The sequence below is a fragment of the Desulfovibrio sp. MES5 genome (assembly GCF_002237645.1).
Taxonomy (GTDB): Bacteria; Desulfobacterota; Desulfovibrionia; order Desulfovibrionales; family Desulfovibrionaceae; genus Desulfovibrio.
The window spans coordinates 15,279-32,753 of record NZ_MJUZ01000014.1 but is presented as its reverse complement, the minus strand read 5'-3'; the positions used below and the strand labels follow the sequence as shown (position 1 = coordinate 32,753).

At 59.0% G+C, this 17,475-nt stretch carries 13 protein-coding genes; 2 read left to right on the top strand and 11 right to left on the bottom strand.

The window, feature by feature from the left end:
• Positions 1 to 195: 195 nt before the first annotated feature.
• Complete coding sequence (locus BCS36_RS05225; protein WP_291301856.1) at positions 196 to 2,202, top strand: bifunctional diguanylate cyclase/phosphodiesterase; 2,007 nt, start codon at positions 196 to 198, stop codon at positions 2,200 to 2,202.
• Positions 2,203 to 2,380: 178 nt separating this feature from the next.
• Here BCS36_RS05225 and BCS36_RS05220 read toward each other — a convergent pair whose 3' ends face one another.
• Positions 2,381 to 2,734: a helix-turn-helix domain-containing protein gene (locus tag BCS36_RS05220; RefSeq protein WP_291301855.1), complete on the bottom strand. Its 354-nt coding sequence runs from the start codon at positions 2,732 to 2,734 to the stop codon at positions 2,381 to 2,383.
• Positions 2,735 to 4,466: 1,732 nt separating this feature from the next.
• On the opposite strand from BCS36_RS05220, the gene BCS36_RS05215 reads away from it, so the two are divergent.
• A complete protein-coding gene (locus tag BCS36_RS05215; protein ID WP_291301854.1) occupies positions 4,467 to 5,348 on the top strand; it encodes a hypothetical protein in 882 nt (293 codons plus the stop codon).
• Positions 5,349 to 5,427: 79 nt separating this feature from the next.
• On the opposite strand, the gene BCS36_RS05210 is transcribed toward BCS36_RS05215, so the two are convergent.
• The 10 genes from BCS36_RS05210 to BCS36_RS05165 all read right to left on the bottom strand — a co-directional run bounded on the left by BCS36_RS05210 (position 5,428) and on the right by BCS36_RS05165 (position 17,474).
• Positions 5,428 to 6,489 (bottom strand): hypothetical protein, encoded by a 1,062-nt coding sequence (locus BCS36_RS05210; RefSeq protein ID WP_291301853.1) that lies wholly within the window; start codon positions 6,487 to 6,489, stop codon positions 5,428 to 5,430.
• Positions 6,486 to 7,208, bottom strand: a complete 723-nt coding sequence (locus BCS36_RS05205; RefSeq protein ID WP_291301852.1) for a Fe-only nitrogenase accessory AnfO family protein — start codon at positions 7,206 to 7,208, stop codon at positions 6,486 to 6,488. Before BCS36_RS05205 ends, BCS36_RS05210 begins: the two co-directional genes overlap by 4 nt.
• Positions 7,209 to 7,267: 59 nt before the next feature.
• Entirely contained in the window at positions 7,268 to 8,131 is an 864-nt protein-coding gene (locus BCS36_RS05200) for a hypothetical protein (RefSeq protein WP_291301851.1), read from the bottom strand.
• Positions 8,124 to 9,236, bottom strand: a complete 1,113-nt coding sequence (locus tag BCS36_RS05195) for a hypothetical protein (protein WP_291301850.1) — start codon at positions 9,234 to 9,236, stop codon at positions 8,124 to 8,126. Before BCS36_RS05195 ends, BCS36_RS05200 begins: the two co-directional genes overlap by 8 nt.
• A gap of 84 nt (positions 9,237 to 9,320) precedes the next feature.
• Complete coding sequence (gene nifB / locus BCS36_RS05190) at positions 9,321 to 12,254, bottom strand: nitrogenase cofactor biosynthesis protein NifB (protein WP_291301849.1); 2,934 nt, start codon at positions 12,252 to 12,254, stop codon at positions 9,321 to 9,323.
• A 36-nt stretch (positions 12,255 to 12,290) separates the two neighbouring features.
• On the bottom strand, positions 12,291 to 13,733 hold the full coding sequence (nifE, locus tag BCS36_RS05185; RefSeq protein WP_291301848.1) for a nitrogenase iron-molybdenum cofactor biosynthesis protein NifE: 1,443 nt from the start codon (positions 13,731 to 13,733) through the stop codon (positions 12,291 to 12,293).
• Between the two features lie 59 nt (positions 13,734 to 13,792).
• Entirely contained in the window at positions 13,793 to 15,157 is a 1,365-nt protein-coding gene (locus BCS36_RS05180) for a nitrogenase component 1 (RefSeq protein WP_291301847.1), read from the bottom strand.
• Positions 15,158 to 15,159: 2 nt separating this feature from the next.
• The gene (locus BCS36_RS05175) at positions 15,160 to 16,749 is read right to left on the bottom strand and encodes a nitrogenase component I subunit alpha (protein ID WP_291301846.1); all 1,590 of its coding nucleotides are present in this window, start codon (positions 16,747 to 16,749) and stop codon (positions 15,160 to 15,162) included.
• 11 nt (positions 16,750 to 16,760) lie between these two features.
• Positions 16,761 to 17,138 (bottom strand): P-II family nitrogen regulator, encoded by a 378-nt coding sequence (locus BCS36_RS05170; RefSeq protein WP_291301845.1) that lies wholly within the window; start codon positions 17,136 to 17,138, stop codon positions 16,761 to 16,763.
• 9 nt (positions 17,139 to 17,147) lie between these two features.
• Positions 17,148 to 17,474: a P-II family nitrogen regulator gene (locus BCS36_RS05165; RefSeq protein ID WP_291301844.1), complete on the bottom strand. Its 327-nt coding sequence runs from the start codon at positions 17,472 to 17,474 to the stop codon at positions 17,148 to 17,150.
• Position 17,475 lies beyond the last annotated feature (1 nt).

Genomic DNA, 17,475 nt, shown 5'->3' with positions numbered 1-17,475 from the left:
AATTTTCCCCCTGTTTGGGCTCTAAAACAGGGGGGCGCGCAAAGATTGCTGAATAGATCTGCATTCGCCACGCCTTGCCATGGCGCATATAAAAGCAACCCTTTTACAAAAGAATATGTGCAAGTTTTGGTTGGGCAAAGGCGACAGTATCTGACTGTGGGCAATGCATCAGTCCGAAATATCGCGGGAAGCCAGATGAAGTACATTTTACCAGTGCTGGGCGCTTTGTGTTTACTAGCTTGCGCCCCGGTTCTTGTCGTTGCCGAGGATGAGGGCAGGACAACATTTTCTTCCGTGTCAGGCGACATGGTTCTTGCTGACCTGGCCGCCGTTGCGTCGGGCGCTTTTGTGGGAGCCATATCCGGGGCTGAAGCCCATGCTGCTGGCTGGGGGGATTTTGAGTCGCGCTCTTCTGAAGCGTCTTCAGGCCGCAGTGGGCAGCCCACGGCGGCTGAGGGGGAAGGTCTGCCGGATGAAGACGCACGCGGGGTCGCTGGCGGGATAAGATTTACGCCCAGTCGTGAACCGGCTTTTTCAGGTGGTGATCAGGGGCCGCTTCATGCCTTTGAAGAAGACCTGTTCCCCGTATCTGATGACTGGTGGCTTGGCCAGCGTTGCCGTGCCCCTGCGGATCGCTGGATGGGCGCGGCTGGCGCTTATTCCCGCTGGGCCAAGAGCTTTTTGGGCGGCGGCGGGGCGTCGCTTACCGGATTTTCCGCAAGGCTCGACGCTGTGCTTGGAAGCGACGGCAGCACAATGGAGGACATTGGCCAGAGAATTATGGCAGGCGGGTTTTTTTCCCGCAAAGAGGTGGCCGTGCTCGGTTTGACCGCCGGCATTCTGTTTGCGGGCTGCTATTGCGCCAGCCAGAAGAAAATCAAGACCAAGGTCCAGGGCATCTTGAACTGCGATTCGCTCACGGGCTTGAGCACCCTTGAAAAATTCAAGGAAGAATGCGCCGCTCACCTCGAGGAGGAGAGCGGGCACGCGCACGCCATTATTCAGTTTGATATAAGCAAGTTTAAAATAATCAATGACAAGTTCGGCTTCGCCACAGGGGACAAGCTGCTGCAAACATGTGGCGCGGCCCTGCAATCCAACCTTACAGATTCAGAAATCTGCGCAAGGTGCTTTGCCGACCAGTTCGCAGCCCTTGTGCAGTATGACGGACTGGATGCCCTGAAATCGCGTGTGCGGCACATTATTGGCATAATGGAGCAATGGCGGGCAGCAAGCAATCTGCCCGGCAGGATAGACATACACTGCGGCGTTTATATTTTTGAAGGGGACAGCGAGAGCGTCCACGACATCCAGCAGGCGCTGGACTTGGCGGGATACGCCTTGCAGGCGGCCAAGCGCCAGGGCAAGAGCCGCCTGGTGGTGTATGACGAAAGCATGCGCAAGGTTTCGCTGCTGCATCAGGATCTGGAGGGCGGCATCTGCGCCGCGCTGGAAAAGGGCGAGCTGCAGGTCTGGTTTCAGCCCAAGGTTGACATGCTCACCAACGCCATTATCGGCAGCGAAGCCCTGGTGCGCTGGTATCATCCTACACGCGGGCTGCTTTTGCCCGGAGTGTTCATGCCGCTTTTTGAGCGCAGCGGGGATGTGCTGCAGGTTGATTTCTGCATTTTCGAGCAGGTGTGCAACGCCCTGCGACACTGGCAAAAATCCGGCATCGACGTTTCCACCGTGTCGTGCAATTTTTCCAGCCAGCATTTGGAGCGGCCGGAATTCAGCCGCAAGCTCGTTGAGATTGCGTCACGGTACAACATTGCGCACGGTCTGCTGGAAGTGGAAATAACCGAAAGCACCATGCTGCGTAATCCCGAAGCGGCCAACATACAGATCCGGCAGTTGAAGAGTCTTGGCTTCAGAACAACCATTGACGACTTTGGCTCAGGCTACTCATCTCTCGGTCTGCTGCAGCTTTTTGCCGCTGACGTCATAAAGTTCGACCGAAGCTTCTTGAAGCGGAACATTTCGGGGGAAAGGGCGCAGATTGTATTGGGCAACATGATCACACTGACTAGGCAACTGGGCATGAGCGCCATCTGTGAAGGCGTGGAGACTGAAGAACAGGCGAATATCCTTATGCGGCATGGGTGCTACAGTGCGCAGGGTTTCTATTACGCCAGGCCCATGCCTGCGCGCGAGTTTGGAAAAATGCTCAAGATAGGGAAGGTTTTTCCCCGTACGGTGTAATTGCCTGCCGTGCGGGCCGCAAGCGCGCAGCCGGGCCAAAAGCCCGGCTGCATAAAAAAACCGCCAGCAGGCGTGCGCCTGCCAGCGGTTGAATCCTTGCTGCGGCGTGCTGCTCCACACGGTCAAATTGCCCGACCGGGAAGAGCAGCATGCTGTAACAGCACGCAACGGCCTTAAACTACGTCAGCTTTTTGCCGTCCATCGCTCTTCTAACAAGCGCAAAAAAGAATTCTTGCATTAAACAGCTTGATGATGGCTTGGGCATGCTGTTTGGCAGGATATTTACGTTGTCCTCGCTGGGGTGCAGGTATTGGGCTCCCATGCCGCTGCGTACCCAGTCCGGATTGATCCCCTGCTTTTTCAGCAGCTTTAGCAGCCATTCCGCAGGTATTGCCATGCGCTTCTTGGCGTCAGAAATGCATGACTGCGACACACCAAGAAATTTTGCCAAATCTTGCTGCGTCTTGCACCCTGTGACAGATTTTATGCGCTCCATCGCAAGTGAATAGTCAAAAAAATTATTGTCCATCATTGTTGCTCCTGATCTTACGTCACTGTTTCGTGGCGTGAGTGCTTTCTTCGGCAAAAGTGTTCTGACCAGAAGCGCTCAAGGCGTCTCCCCCATAAAGTCAAACACTTTTGTATGCTATATGGATACTCCCTGAGGAGTGATGTTTGGCAGGGCAAAGTAACTCCGGCGTGCGGCCCTGCCGTGGCGGCAGCCCGGAGCCTCCCAAGGGGGAGCAGAAATGCGAGGTGAAATTTCTTTCTGAAACAAAGGGCGTAGCAAGAGCGGGCATAAACTGCGCTTTCGCACAAGTTAATTAATATATAAATATATAACCGCTTTTGGATATGTCTATTTTTAACCATAAGTGATGAAATTTCTGCTTAAAATGGAACCGTAGCATGCATAAAATAGGTAATGCTATGGTAAAATAGTCTCGGAAAAACTATTTAAAAAAATGATAAAGGTATCATCCATTTTAAGTCAAACAATTTTGTCTTTCGATAAATTGGTAGAATGGTCTATATATGTACTTGTACAAAGGTTGTAAACCATCGTCAGGCCTGCAATGTTTTGCTGTTGCACGGGGAGTGCGAAGATTTTTGAAGTGCGTTGTTTGTACAGTCTCACTGCACCACATTAAAATTTTCAATATGGCGGCAATACTGCTTTTAGCTGGATAATTATGTGAAAATGCGCATGTTGCCGCGCAATGATTTAAAAAATAGGCATATAAATTTGATAATTATTTTTAATCGCATTTTCTGCGTCTATGCGATCACTTATTTTTGTATTGATAGAGGGGATTAAGGAAAAAAGTCATGATTCACGCGTGGTTCTCGTAGATCATGCCTGCGGCCCCAAAGCCGGAAATCCGAAATACTGTATCAGAGAAAATACAGGAGGAACTGGTTTTGTGTTCAGAGGTCTGATTGGATTGACAAATGAGAGGCGTGATGTTTTATCATTGACGTAAATTGATGTTGGCATTAAAAATTAAACAAAGAACACGCAAAATGCAGGGTGATTCAGAGCAGTATCAATTTTACTGCCTGTCTTTTATGTGACAAGTTTTTCGTAAGTACGTGCAAAGTGTTTTTGAGTATTATAGAGCCTGTCATAAATTTAGACGTCAGAGTGTTTTTTGTATTATTAGATGGTTGCCATAAAGAAAAAAGTCGGCGTTTTGACGTTGCGCATGGGTATGGGCTTTGATCAGAACGCTGCTGCAGGCGCAGTATATCCGCTTTGCATGGGCAAGGTTCTGGCAGCGGCACGCGCTCGCCGTTTAGGCGCAAGCGTGTTCTGGCCGCATGGCAGCGCGCAGTAACCGCGCGCTGCAGTATTTAAGAATGTATATTTCCAGATCAGAATAACGCTGAGATACTTCATAGTTCAATGTGCCATTCTGCCAAAGGAAGCGATTTTTGGCAGAATCCACGCGATGTCGCGGCGCTGCACTTTTGCGCAGCGTGAGAGCGTTTAACTTTTTTCAAAGGTAAAATGCGTTTATGCGCGCTCACATGTTGGCGTATGTGACCATGTTGCAGCCTGATGCTTGCGCAATGTGAAATGCTGTTTTTAACGCTGTTGGATGATCAATCAGAAAAGGAAATGTTGTGAGCCTGCCGTTAGCGATCAGCAATCATCACGGCATGGCTACGGGGATATATGCCGCACCAAATACGGCTATGATAACGTATAGAATGTTGTTCTGGTGGTTATGCAACGCATAAACAAAAAAGCTCGGTCAGCCATGCGGTTAGCGATAGACGATACCTGCTGTATCTGGAGCGCGGACAATCATGAAGCTTTTGCAACAGCCCAAAGACGCAGGGCTTTTGTCAAAGTGCTCTGCTGTATACCCTGGAAAGGCAAACTTAGGGACGTGTACCTTTACGGTCGCTTGCGCAATGTCTCCGGCAGAGAGGTAACGCTGGTGGTGGTGCAGGCGGAGGAACTGTCCCGACGTTGCAAGATCCACCAGTATGTGTGCGAGTTCTTTTTCTGCCTGGACAGAAAAGACCCCAAAAATGGCTTTGAAAGACTGGGCTACAAGGGTGAGGGCCGGGTACTCGGCGTAAGCAAGAACTCTCGGGGCGAGGTCAGTCAGCTGCATCTGCTTCTGGCCAGCAAATGCGTTGTCAGACGCATGCGCCGCGACAAGCGAATAGACTGGGACGAAGGCTACTGCCGGATGTCCGGAGCATTGCGTGTGCCCAGAACGCCGGAGTATGGCTGCGACCTGAAAAACCTGCTGCAAGAGCACCGTTGCGCGGCGGTTTCCGGAACGCCCATCGTCAACATTTCAGCCAGCGGCGCATGCCTGTGGATTCCCGATGAGCCGGAAATCAAGAGCATATCGGGCGAGCCGGATATTCTGCTGTACATGATCGCGGCGTCGGATTCGTTCAACGATCTGCCCTATGTATTTTTAGGCCAAAAACTGGGGTACATGCGCGAGACGCAGGCAAACTCCCTGGCTGTGCGCGTAAGCTTTGTGTATGAGCTGGATTGTGAAAATTCTTCAAGCCGCCTCAACTGGAATAATATAGCAGCCAGCGGGTCGTCGCGCCTGCGCACGTACCTCAGGCAGTATGAGGTTGAAGAGCCTGAGGAGGACTGGCAGTATATCTGACCCCGGAAGGGTTTGATGTAGTCGCGCTGGCGCGCGGGCAGGCGTAAAAGCAGGCATTCGCGTCGTCCTCAAGGCCATTCTACCGCCGGGCATCGGCAGGGTCGCCTGTCGGTATGGCGCGCATGTCCGGCAGGCTAATATGGGGCCGAACCCGCACCTCCTCCACTGCAAACGCATATTCTTCAAGACCATCGTCAATAGTGAGCAGACCGTCAGGGCCAAAGCCGAGGCGCAAGGGCACAATGACTGTGCCCAGGCCTGTCAGCTGATCTGTTTCCGTACGGGGATGTACAATCAGCGTACGGCCTTCACTGGTGCAGTGCAGCGCCGCGTTGACCGTGCTGAGGGCCAGTACCGGGCTGGCATTGCCCTGTGCCTGCCCCGGCGCGAACGCCTCGCACGCGTCTGCCATGTCAGAAAGCCCGTCGGCATCGGGGTGTGCCTCAAGCGTTTCGGGTCGGGCGAACTTCAGTGAGTTGACGTCGCCGCAAACGCCCTGAGCCTCCGGGTCAAAGGCGCGGATGTCCCCCAGAGCCGTGGGAACGCTGACCGGCCAGGCCGGTTCGCAGTTCTTCACGGAACCGTCCTCATAAAACGCGCAACCATACCGTATGGGCAGCGGCCCCACAGGGGTGGAGATGTTCCATACTTCGCCCGGCCAGAGCGTGACGCTGGCGCACTGTCCGCCGGGATAAAAGCGCAGACCCTGCACCTTGCCCGTAAAACGGCCAGGAGGCAGAAGCAGGGTAAGGTTCGGGGCCAGCGCTGCTTCGTCCTTTTCCGTCCAGTAGCCGCTCAGCCTGCCCTTGCGGGTCAGAATGCGCTTGAGCGCGCCGCCGGGATGCCAGGACAGCCATTCGGCGGGCAAGAGGCCCAGGGGCGTGGCCACGGGCGTCTGGTTCTGCAGCTCCAGGCTGCGCCACATGCCGTTGGGGTAAAGGGTAAAGCTGCTCTCGCAGCCGCGACGTATGTCCGAGACATCATACAGGGGCATGAGCCAGCCCTGGGGCGTGGGGGCCATGTCCGCCGCAAGGCAGCGGCAGGCGCGTGGCGCGCCATTCTCCCAGCGGGAAAGGACATGCACATTGTGCATGCAGCCATAGGGCGTCATGACGGGTTCAAGCCTTGTGGCCATGCTCATGATCTTTCTCCAGCGGCGCTGTTGCGCCCGGCATCGCACAGGGCGTGCGAAATGCGCAGGCGCAGGCGGCCATCCTGCGTCCGCGAACGGGAGCAGGTCAGATTGTGGTCCTTCATATGCCCTTCCAGCCAGGGCGGCATGTGGGAGCAGATGATCTCAAGCTCCACAAAGGGCGTTGCCGCCAGAAAAGGACGCAGGGCTTTTTTGGAGGAAACTTCAGGGTGCGCCATCTGCACCTCCACAAGATTGATTGTGTACGCCCCAGGACTGTCGCCAGCCACCGGCTCTGCCGGGACCTGCGCGACGGGCTCGGCAGAGGCCGCCACTTCTGCCGCCAGGGCGTCAAGAATTTCGGGGCTGAAGCGTTCCAGTTCACACAGGCAGAAGCCCATATGATTCAGTTCGCTGTAGGCCAGGCCAGAAATGGCGGTTCCGGCGATGACGGCCCCCTGGGGCAGGTGCTGTTTGATCATCCTCAGCCGGTGGCGCATTTCCACCAGCTCATAACAGCCTGCAAGAGTGAAGGGGATGATTTTCAGCCGCCGCCACGCGCCTGCGGGAGGCCGGCCGGTTTCGCCGCCATGCCCGGGGGGAGGCGGGCCGGATTCGCCGCCGTGTCCGGCGGGGGGCCGTTGCCATACCGCAAGCCGTGTACACTTTTTGGTCGTGGTCAGGCATTCCTGATCGTCTTCCAGAAGGGCAATGCAAGTGCATTCCATATGAGCCTCACTGGCAGGGCTCCGTTTGGGCGGAACCGGTTTCAGGTACAACGCGTTCTTCATGAAGCGGGAAATGCGCACCGCGCCGCGCGGGCGGCGGGCACATTCCACGCTTCGAGAAGAGCGCGCGGAATAAAGGGAGCGGCCTTTTTTTCAAGGTGGGCCGCGCCCTGACCACTGACTGCACAGATGTGATGTTCAAGGCGGTCCAGAGCCGCCGTAAATGCCCCCATGCCGCAGTTTCCCGCCCTTTCGCCAATGCCCCACAGGGTGGTGTCCACATAGCGCGCTCCCGCGCATGCGGCCATGAGCGAATTGGCCACAGCCATGCCAAAGTCATTGTGAGCGTGTATCTCGGCCTCCAGCCCCTGCCGGAGCACAAGGCGCACGGCCTTGGCCACGGCATCCGGCGTGTATCTGCCTACCGTATCGCTGAGGCGTATGCGCCGGGCCCCGGCCTGGGCTGCCGCGGCTGCCGCCTGCGCCAGTTGTTGGGCCGTAACGTGCGATACGTCCTCAAAACCCACGCTGACCTCGGCCCCGCCGGAAGCGGCCAGTTCAATGCACCGGCGCAGGGCGGCCATGACCTTGTCCCTGTCGCTCCTGAGCTTGCAGAATATCTGCCGGTCAGAAAGAGGGCAGCATACGTGGATGACATGCGGCGCGCAGGCAAGGGAGTTTTTGATGTCAGCCTCGCAAAGCCGGTTCCAGGTTGAAACGCGGGCCTGAAAGCAGACGTCCATAATCTTGCACAGGGTTTTTCTTTCGCCAGGCCCCATGGCCGGGATGCCAGCCTCTATCTGGCCCACGCCCGCAGCGTCCAGCAGAGCCGCCAGACGCACCTTGAGACCGCGCGAAAACGCGAAGCCGGGGGCCTGCTCTCCGTCCCGCAGCGTGGTGTCCACAAGGATGATGTCAGCCATGCCTTTTCTCCGGCTGGGCTGTTGCGCCTTTTGCGCCCTTTGCGGCGGTCGCGGCAGTTGCGGTGGGCGCGCCCGCAGTGACGGCACGCTGTTTTCTGCCGAGGGGCAGGGCGATGGACTCGCAGAGCGTGGCAAACTGCCTGTCGTTGAGGCTGTGCTGCTGGCGCACGGCCATTTTTTGCACAACAGCCAGCAGGCGGCCTTCGCGCGCTTCGGGCAGATCAATGCCCAACTGGGCGGCCTTGAGGCGCAGGGCGGCCCTGCCGGAGTGCTTGCCCACCACAATGCTGCGTTCAAGCCCGACGCTTTCGGGCGCATAGGCTTCATAAAGGGCGGGATTTTTGGCAATGCCGTCCACATGAATGCCCGATTCCACGGCGAATATCTGGCTGCCCAGCACAGGCTTGTGGGGTGAGACGGTAAAGCCCACCTTGTGCAGCAGGGCCGCTGCCTCGGGCAGGCGGTGCAGGTTGCGCAGGCCCGTAGGCGCCTCATGATTTTCAAGGCACAGGGCCACTTCTTCCAGCGCCGGGCCAGAGGATGCCCCGTGCAGGGCTGCCCCGCCTATGCTGCCCGCCACCCGCCTGCCGCCACGCAAAAGCCATAAAACCGCCAGAGCGGTGGCGCAGCCCGCCTGATCGCCTGGGCAGAATTCCAGCACGTCGCGCAGGGGCATGAGCCTGTCAAAGAAGCCGCATTCCGTGTAGGGGAGGGCGTAGTCGCAGCCACGCAGACGCAGCCAGGATGCCTGACCGTCTGAAGTCATGCCCGCGTCCATTCCCGGGGTGTCTGTTATGTATTCGCCGCCAGCGTCGGCATCTGGCAGCGGTTCGTACTGATTGGCATAAAACGTGCCCTGTCTCACGGTAGGCACGGTGGGTATGGTGGGCGCGATATGCACGGTGGCCGCGTCGGCATGGAGCGATTCCGGCAGGTCGGGCGGGATTTCCACAAAAAAGCCCATGTCCTGTAAAAGCGCCAACCATTTCACGGCCCAGGGGGTAAATTCCTCGCGCGAAAGCCGGGGCCTGCGGCGGTTCGAACCTGGGCCCATGGCAGTGCTGAAGAGGCTGAGCGTGGTGTCCAGCAGTTGAAACGTATGCATGTGGCATGCCTGCCTTTGGCTGGTAGTGCCCCTGAGGGCGACGCGGCCCGCCAAGCCTCGGGCCGCGTCGCGAGAAGGATGAACTCAGCCGCAAAGGGCCCTGGCTGCCTCATTAACGGCCTTGTCTACCTTCTCGTAACGTGTAAATACGCTGATGCCCCTGTTTTGCAGTTTTTCCAGTGGGCTTGCGCCGATGCGCAGGGCCACCACGCCTTCGCAGTCCTGCACGGCGGCCAGGATGCCGTCCATACGCTCCGTCTTTTCGCCGCAGTCATCCATGCCCTTGCAGTAGCGGGACACGCTGCGCGTTTCCACAAAGCTGGCTTGCCGTCCGTCGCTTTCATAGATGAAGAACTGGTCTGTCTGGCCAAAGTGCTGGTCCACGGTGCCGCCCGTCTTGGAAGCCACAGCAATGCGTATGCGCCGGGCAATGGGCGCGGGGCTGGCTGCTGGATCCGCCACTGGAGCCGCTGTCGGGGCCGCCGCATGATCTGCCGCATGGGCTGCCGCAGGGGCCGGGACTGGGGCAGGAACCGTGACAAGCCCCGCGTCAAGCCCCGCGTCAATTTTGACGGGCCGGTAGTCTATGGAGCGGTCGTCACCCAGCAGGCCAATGGCGTCAGCCCGGCACTGCTTGCAGTGGTACATCTGCTTGAGGGTAGGCTCGCAGCGCTTGCGCATGTCCGTAAGTTCCCTGTTGCTCACGAGGGGCATGTGTTCAAAGGCGCTGCCCTTGACGGGAATAAGCTGCATGATGTTGGTCATATGCGCGCCAAGGTCGCGCACGGTCTCCACAACTGCGGGGATATGGTGGTCGTTGATGCCCTTGAGCAGCACCGTGTTGACCTTGCAGACAATGCCTGCCGCCGTGAGCGCCCGCAGGCCCGCCAGCTGGTTTGCCAGAAGCAGGGCAGCGGCGGTTTCGCCCGTGTACCGCGTGCCGTTGAATTCGGCGTAGCGGTAGATGCGCGCCCCGATGGCAGGGTCCACGGCATTGATGGTCACGGTGGCGTGGCTCACGCCCACGCGCTTCATGTCTTCGACATACTGGGGCAGGGCCAGGCCGTTGGTGGACATGCAGAAAGTGATGGCCGGATCTTCTGCACGGATCATTTCCAGCGTGCGAAAGGTGGCCTCGGCATTGGCAAGGGAGTCGCCAGGCCCGGCTATGCCCACCACGGTAAGATTGGGCATGTCGCGCCGCACCTCGATGAAGCGCGCGAAGGCCTGTTCGGGCGAAAGCACGGCGGTGGTCACGCCAGGGCGGCTTTCGTTAGCGCAGTCGTACCTGCGCAGGCAGTAGTTGCAGCTCAGGTTGCACAGGGGAGCAATGGGCAGGTGCAGCCGGGCGGACGTGGCGCAGGCGCCGCAGCTAAAGCAGGGGTGGGACGCCGTGCGCTCGCTGACGCTGGGAACAGCAGGCGATGGCGCAGGCCGTGCCGTGTGCGGCACGGCCTGCGGATCCACCTGGCTACAGGAAGGGCCACAGGAGGGGGCGCTGGTTGGGGCGCTGACGGGGCCACAGGAGGGGCCACAGGCGGGGGCGCTGGCGGTGTTTTCCTCTTCATCCCTGTAGTACTTGTGGAACAGTTCTTCGCGAAAGCTGACCTCTGTACGCGCCAGCATGGCGTTGGCGGTGGCCTCCATCAATGAGGTCGCCCCGTCGTACAAAAGAAGGCGCGTGCGCTGGCCGCCCATCCTGTCGTGAATGGGAAAGCCGTAGCGCAGCAGGGGGATGTGGCGGCGCTCCTCAATGCGGCGGCCATCGCCATTGCCTATCATGAGGTTCACGTCGTGGCGCAGCAGGGCGTTTTCAATGGCCGTAAAATCGGCAAAATCCAGAATGTCGAAGCCGTCCACAAACTGGGTTTCAGCGGCCCTGGTCAAGGACGGGCGCAGGGCCGCATCCAGACCGGAGCAGCGCGCGCCCGTGGCCACGACCAGCAGCGTCACGCCGTTTTCACAGCAGGCGCGCGTAAGGGCGTGGGCCATGTCCGGCTCACCAAAGATGGCGGCGCGGCATTGGGCATTGTACTTGTGGGCGTCTATCATGGCGTCCAGGTGCCGGGCGCGGTCTTCCCGCACGCTGGCGGGGATATGCCCGCCCAGGGCTTCAAGGGTGGACACAAAGGCGTCGGTAAGATTCAGGCCCACCGGCAGACCCATGCGCAGCAGGGGCACGCCGTAAGCTTCGCGCAGGTATGCGCCGGGGGAGTATTCTTCAGGGCAGAAGGGGGCCAGTTCCAGCGTTATGCGCGCTCCGGCCATGAGGGCGATGTCTTCAAGGGTCGTGCCGTGCTGGGGCAGGCGGTTGTAGGTTTCCTCATGACCGCCGTCCAGATTCTGCGAAAGGTCGGGCAGCAGCACGTAGCCGAGATCGCTTGCGTCCAGCAGGGCCTTGAGCGCCCGCGTGTCGGCGGCGGAAAGATGCCCGGTGATGATGTTGACGCGGCCGTTGGGCGCGGGGTTCATTGAAACCTGGCGCACCACGGCGTGCAGCGCGCGAAAAAATCCTTCGTACTGCGAACCGCCGTAGCCGGGCGAGGGCACGGATATGATGGCGGCCTTCACGTCCGGGTGGCTTTCATAAAAATCCCTGATGATGGCGGGCACGTCCTCGCCAATGGTTTCGGCCAGGCAGGTGGTGGCCACGCCTATGACCTCTGGCTGATACAGCCGGATGAGGTTTTCCAGCCCCTTGATGAGGTTTTTTGCGCCGCCGAACACCGTACCCTCTTCTGTCAGGGAGGAGGAGGCGATATCCACGGGTTCATTGTAGTGGGTGGCCATGTGCCGCCGTATATAGGTGCTGCACCCCTGCGAACCGTGCAGAATGGTCATGCACTTTCTGATGCCGTAAAAAGCGGTGGCCGCGCCCAGGGGCATGCACATCTTGCAGGGGTTGGTGTTCAGGTTTACCAGGTTGGCGCTCATCGTGGTCTCCTTGTTTACGCGGGCGGAAGCGGCGCGGTTTTGCTGCACGTCAGGGCTGTACGGCTTGGCAATGCGGCTTGGCATTGTCGCCTGGCATTGCTGCCAGACATTGCCGATTGGCTATGCGGGGGTGGCTGACAGGGCCTGGCGCACCAGGTCTGCCTGTATGGCGGCCGTGGCCGCGTAGGAATCGGCCCCTCGCGTGTGTTTCCAAACGGGGCTGCTGAGGGAGAGGTTCACCTCGCGGGTGAAGTTCTCCACGCCTTCAAAACCGCCCAGAGCGTGCTTGCGCTCGTGGTTGTGGTCGCAGAAGGCGATGCCCAGTTTGTACGCCAGCGGGCGCTCCTTGACGCCGCCCACCAGAATGTCCGCGCCCTTTTCCTTCATGAAAGCTTCCAGTTCCGCCGGGTTGGCGTCGTCCAGAATGACGGTGCCGGGATTCACCAGGCCCGCGATGATTTCATAATCTTCGGGCTTGCCGGTCTGGGTGCCCACAAGCACGGTCTCGATGCCCATTTCGTTGAACTGACGGATGAGCGAAATGGCCTTGAAGCCGCCGCCCACAAAGATGGCGGCCTTTTTGCCCACAAAGTGGGGCTTGTAGCGGTCAAGAAAATCCGTGGCTTCAACGGCGCGCTTGCCGATAATGGCCTCTGCGTGGTGCAGGGCCTGCGCGTTGCCCAGGCGCTCGGCCACCTGCCGCAGGGCCGTTGAGGTGTCTTCAACGCCGAAGAAGCTGGCGCGCATCCAGGGCACGCCCAGTTCATCTTCCATGCGGCGGGCGAGGTACATCATGGAACCTGCGCACTGCACGATATTGAGCTGGGCAGCCGGAGCCTTGATAAGCGCCTCATAGGCCGCGTCGCCGGTGATGGCGGCGACAACGGGAATGCCCATGGCGCGCAGGTAGTTTTTGATGATCCACATTTCCCCGGCCAGGTTGTAATCGCCAAGGATGTTGACGCCCTGTACCTTGGGCTGGCCCGCGTGCGGCAGCATGAGCTGCATGAGGGCGTTGCAGGCCATGCGGTAGCCTGTGGACTTGGTACCCGAAAAACCCGGAGCCTTGACCGCGATAACGCGGATGCCATGCTTTTTTTCGGCCTGGCTGCACACGGCCTCAATATCGTCGCCTATAACGCCCACGATGCAGGTGGCGTATACAAAAATGAGTTTGGGCGCGTAGTTGGCCACGGCTTCGTCAATGGCGGCGGCGAGCTTTTCCGCGCCGCCGAAGACGATGTCCTTTTCCTGAAGGTCAGTGGAAAAACTGTTGCGGTACAGTTCAGACCCGCTGGTCAGACTGCCGCGAATGTCCCAGGTATAGCTGGCGCAGCCGATGGGGCCGTGCACGATATGAAAGGCGTCGGTAATGGGGTTGAGCACCACGCGCGCGCCGCAGTATACGCAGGCCCTCTGGCTCACGGCCCCGGCTACGCTGGCCGTGTCGCAACGCATGCCGTTGCCGCCGCAGCCGCCACTGTTCCCCTTCGTGTTTTTCGCGCCCTTTTCTTCCTTGGTGTGGATGGATTGGCGACGTTCTTCAAGTATTTCAGCAGACATGGGGAACCCCCTCGCGGGGCGGGGCCGTCACGGCCCCGCCCGATTGCGGCCTTGCGGCCCTACATAACAAGTTCCAGATCTTCATCCGCGCAGTGGCGGTCGTATTCGTCCATAAGGGCGTCCGCGATTTTGGCGGCCAGATTGAAGGCCCCACGGTAGCCCACGATGGCTTGGGAGCCGTGCCCGTAGCGGTCGAGCACGGGAAAGCCCGCCCGCACCAGAGGGATGTTTTCGGCCTTGGCTATCTGCTTGCCGTGCGAGTTGCCCAGCAGAAGATCCACGGGTTCATTCTTGATGAACTGGTGCAGATCAAAGAGGTCCTTGGCGGCAAAGGCCTGGCACTGCGATTCCTTGCCGTATTCCTTGAACAGGGCTCCGGCCAGCCTCACAAAGGCTTCGCCGGGCGTGCCCGTGAGCACGTAGCTTGGAATCATGCCCAGTTCGAGGCAGAAACGGGCCAGACCGAGCACCGTGTCCGGATCGCCGTACACAGCCACTTTTTTGCCGTAGAAGTAGGGGTTGGCGTCCAGCATGAGATCCAGCAGGCGGCCGCGCTCTTCCTCAAGGTAGGAGTCCACCTCGCCGCCGTTGAGCGAGGCCAGAGCCATGATGAAGGTGTCGGTGTCCGCCAGGCCGAGGGGCAGGGGCAGCAGGTCGTAGTCCACGCCGCACTTGCGCTTGAGCTGGCTGGCCGGCTCCTCGCTGGTGAGGCGGCCCAGGGCCACCACCTTGCGGCAGGAACCCAGCGCGCGGATTTCATCAATGGTGGTGCCGCCGTCAGGATACATCTTGTATTCGCCGGTCATGGGGGCGTCCATAACGTTGGAGCAGTCGGGGAACATGATGTTTCTGATCTTCATGCGCTTGAGCATGTGCTTGTATTCGCGGATGTCGCCGGGGTTCACAAATCCGGGGAACACTCCCACCGTCTCCGTGCCCGTGCCCCTGGCGGCCAGATACTTGATGAAGCCCGCCATCATGTTGGCAAAACCCGTGACGTGCGAACCCACGTAGCTTGGCGTGTTGCAGTGCACCACAAGCTTGCCGTCGGGGATGTCCATTTCCTCAATATAGGTATTGAGGTCGTCGCCGATGGTTTCGGAAAGGCAGGTGGTGTGCACGGCAATGATGTCTGGATCGTACACGTCAAAGACGTTCTTGGCGCCCTGGCGGATGTTGGGGCCGCCGCCGAACACGCACGCGCCTTCGGTGAAGGAGCTTGTGCAGGCGATGGCCGGTTCCTTGAAATGGCGGCTCAGATAGGTGCGGTGATAGGATACGCACCCTTGCGACCCGTGGCTGTAAGGCATGCAGTTGCGCACGCCAAGGGCGGCAAACAGCGCGCCCACGGGCTGACAGGTCTTGCAGGGGTTGATGAGCGCGCCCGTACGATTGATGTGGGTCTTGGGTGTGAGGTCGAGCATTACTATTCTCCCACTGTGCCTTGCAGGGTGGCGCGGGTCTTCCAGGGCGGAGTGACCATGCGCCACGCCGGGGTGAAGTAGCCAAGGCAGACGTCTTTGGCGAACTGCACAGCGCCCTTGAAGCCAGCGTAGGGGCCGCTGTAGTCATAGCTGTGCAACTGACGGGAGAGCGTGCCGGCCTTTTGCAGGGCGTACTTGTCCTTGATGCCGGAGAAAAACATGTCCGGTTTGAGAACTTCCATAAACTTGTCGGCCTCGTACATGTTGAGGTCGTCCACCACAAAGGTTCCCGCGTCCATGTCGCGGATCATGCCGTCGTATTTTTCCAGAGGAATCAGCGCGGCTAGCTTGTCGTACTCTTCCTGGGTGAGATAGGCGTGGTACTTCTTTTCGTCCTTTTCGACGGTGATGTGTTCGATGTTCTTGCTGTCGGCGTCGTCCTTGATGTCGGGGATGACTTCGCGGCCTTCATAGTCATCGCGGTGGCCGAATTCATAGCCCGCCAGCACGGTGCGCACGCCCAGTTCCTTGAGCAGCCCCTGGTAGTGGTGCGAGCGGCTGCCGCCCACGAAGAGCGCGGCGGTAAGGCCGTTGAGGCGGGCCTTGGCGGCGGCCATTTCGTCCTGAACCTCGGCCAGTTCCTCGGCAATGACCTCTTCCGTGCGCTGGATGAGGGCAGGGTCGCCAAAGTAGGCGGCCATGTGGCGCAGGCTTTCGATGGTGCCTTCAAGACCGATGAAGTTGACCTTGAGCCAGTCAACGCCGTACTTGGTCTTCATCATTTCGGCGATGTAGTTGATGGAGCGGTGGCACTGCACAAGGTTTAGGTTGGCCTTGTGGGAACTGGCGATGCGCTCGATCTCGCCGTTGCCCGTGAAGACGGAGACCACTTCATAGCCAATCTTTTGCAGTATGCGTTCCTGCTCCCATCCGTCGCCGCCGATGTTGTATTCGCCAAGAATGTTGACGGAATACTTGGTAGCTGGCTCGTAGCTGCCCGTGCCGATGACTCGCTTCATGAGGCCGTTGTTGGCGATATGGTGCCCGGCGGACTGGCTGACGCCCTTGTAGCCTTCGCAGTTGTAGGCCACGCAGCGGATGCCGTACTGCTCTTCGGCCTCGGCGGCCACGGCCTGGATGTCGTCGCCGATGAGGCCCACGGGGCAGGTGGCCGCTATCATGATGGTCTTGGGGCTCATGAGCTGCATGATTTCGTCAATGGCGGTCTTGAGTTTTTTGGTGCCGCCAAAAACGATGTCCGGCTCCTGCAGATCGGTGGTGAAGCAGTACTGGATGAAGTTGGGTTCGCCTTCTTCAGCCCTGGCCTTGTTGCGGCGTGTGCCCCAGCTGTAAAAGCCGCAGCCCACGGGGCCATGGGTTATGAGCACCATATCCTTGATGGGGCCGAGCACCACGCCCTTGCAGCCTGCGTAACAGCAGCCGCGGTTGGTCATTATGCCGGGGATGGCGCGGGTGTTGGCCGTAATCTGCTGCGCCTCTTCCGGATTGATGCGGAGCATGTGCTCCTTGCGGTTCTTGAATACCTTGGCGTTATAGCGCTCAAGCACTTTGGCGCTGGCGTCCATAGTCATAACTACCTTCCTTATGCGTCAACGCGCTCGCCCGTGCGGACCACGTAGGATTCTTCCACCGGCATGACGAATATCTTGCCGTCGCCGGGGTGGCTTGTGCCGTTGGCTTCAATGATGGCCTTAACCACGGCTTCGGCCTTGTCGTCGGGCACGCAGATGTTGAACAGGCGCTTGGGGATGAGCCGGCCCACCTCGGTCAGCGATTCCCCCGTGGGGGTGCGCGGCAGTTCGCCGTTTTCCATAACCATACGCAGGGTAGCGTTATCCATACCTTTTTTACCCCGGCCAAGACATTTGGCGCAGCTGAATGAGGGGCAGCCCGCCTTGGTCAGGGCTTTTTTTGTGGGGCCGACCATATTGGACCGCACAATGGCGACAATCTCCTGCATGGCGGCCTCCTACAAACCGGCCTTGCCGGTGCTGATGGTCCAGGCCTCGCTGACGGAGGACACAAAGACGCGTCCGTCGCCGTAGTGCCCGTTTTCGCCTGTGCGGGCTACGTGCAGGATAACGCGGATGGCGTCGTCCTTATCTTCATCGTTGACCACAAGCATGAGCATCTGCTTGGGAATTTCGTCGTACTGCACATCGCCGACCATGATGCCTTTCTGCTTGCCCCGGCCCACCACATCCAGCTTGGTGACCGCGGGAAACCCGGCGGACATGAGCTCGGAAAGCACTTCAGTGGTTTTTTCGGGGCGAATGATGGTGCGGATCATCTGCATG

Coding starts and splice junctions, on each gene's coding strand:
- BCS36_RS05225 (WP_291301856.1), top strand. CDS start 196: ATGAAGTACATTTTACCAGTGCTGGGCGCTTTGTGTTTACTAGCTTGC.
- BCS36_RS05220 (WP_291301855.1), bottom strand. CDS start 2,734: ATGATGGACAATAATTTTTTTGACTATTCACTTGCGATGGAGCGCATA.
- BCS36_RS05215 (WP_291301854.1), top strand. CDS start 4,467: ATGCGGTTAGCGATAGACGATACCTGCTGTATCTGGAGCGCGGACAAT.
- BCS36_RS05210 (WP_291301853.1), bottom strand. CDS start 6,489: ATGAGCATGGCCACAAGGCTTGAACCCGTCATGACGCCCTATGGCTGC.
- BCS36_RS05205 (WP_291301852.1), bottom strand. CDS start 7,208: ATGGAATGCACTTGCATTGCCCTTCTGGAAGACGATCAGGAATGCCTG.
- BCS36_RS05200 (WP_291301851.1), bottom strand. CDS start 8,131: ATGGCTGACATCATCCTTGTGGACACCACGCTGCGGGACGGAGAGCAG.
- BCS36_RS05195 (WP_291301850.1), bottom strand. CDS start 9,236: ATGCATACGTTTCAACTGCTGGACACCACGCTCAGCCTCTTCAGCACT.
- nifB (WP_291301849.1), bottom strand. CDS start 12,254: ATGCCAAGCCGCATTGCCAAGCCGTACAGCCCTGACGTGCAGCAAAAC.
- nifE (WP_291301848.1), bottom strand. CDS start 13,733: ATGTCTGCTGAAATACTTGAAGAACGTCGCCAATCCATCCACACCAAG.
- BCS36_RS05180 (WP_291301847.1), bottom strand. CDS start 15,157: ATGCTCGACCTCACACCCAAGACCCACATCAATCGTACGGGCGCGCTC.
- BCS36_RS05175 (WP_291301846.1), bottom strand. CDS start 16,749: ATGACTATGGACGCCAGCGCCAAAGTGCTTGAGCGCTATAACGCCAAG.
- BCS36_RS05170 (WP_291301845.1), bottom strand. CDS start 17,138: ATGCAGGAGATTGTCGCCATTGTGCGGTCCAATATGGTCGGCCCCACA.
- BCS36_RS05165 (WP_291301844.1), bottom strand. CDS start 17,474: ATGCAGATGATCCGCACCATCATTCGCCCCGAAAAAACCACTGAAGTG.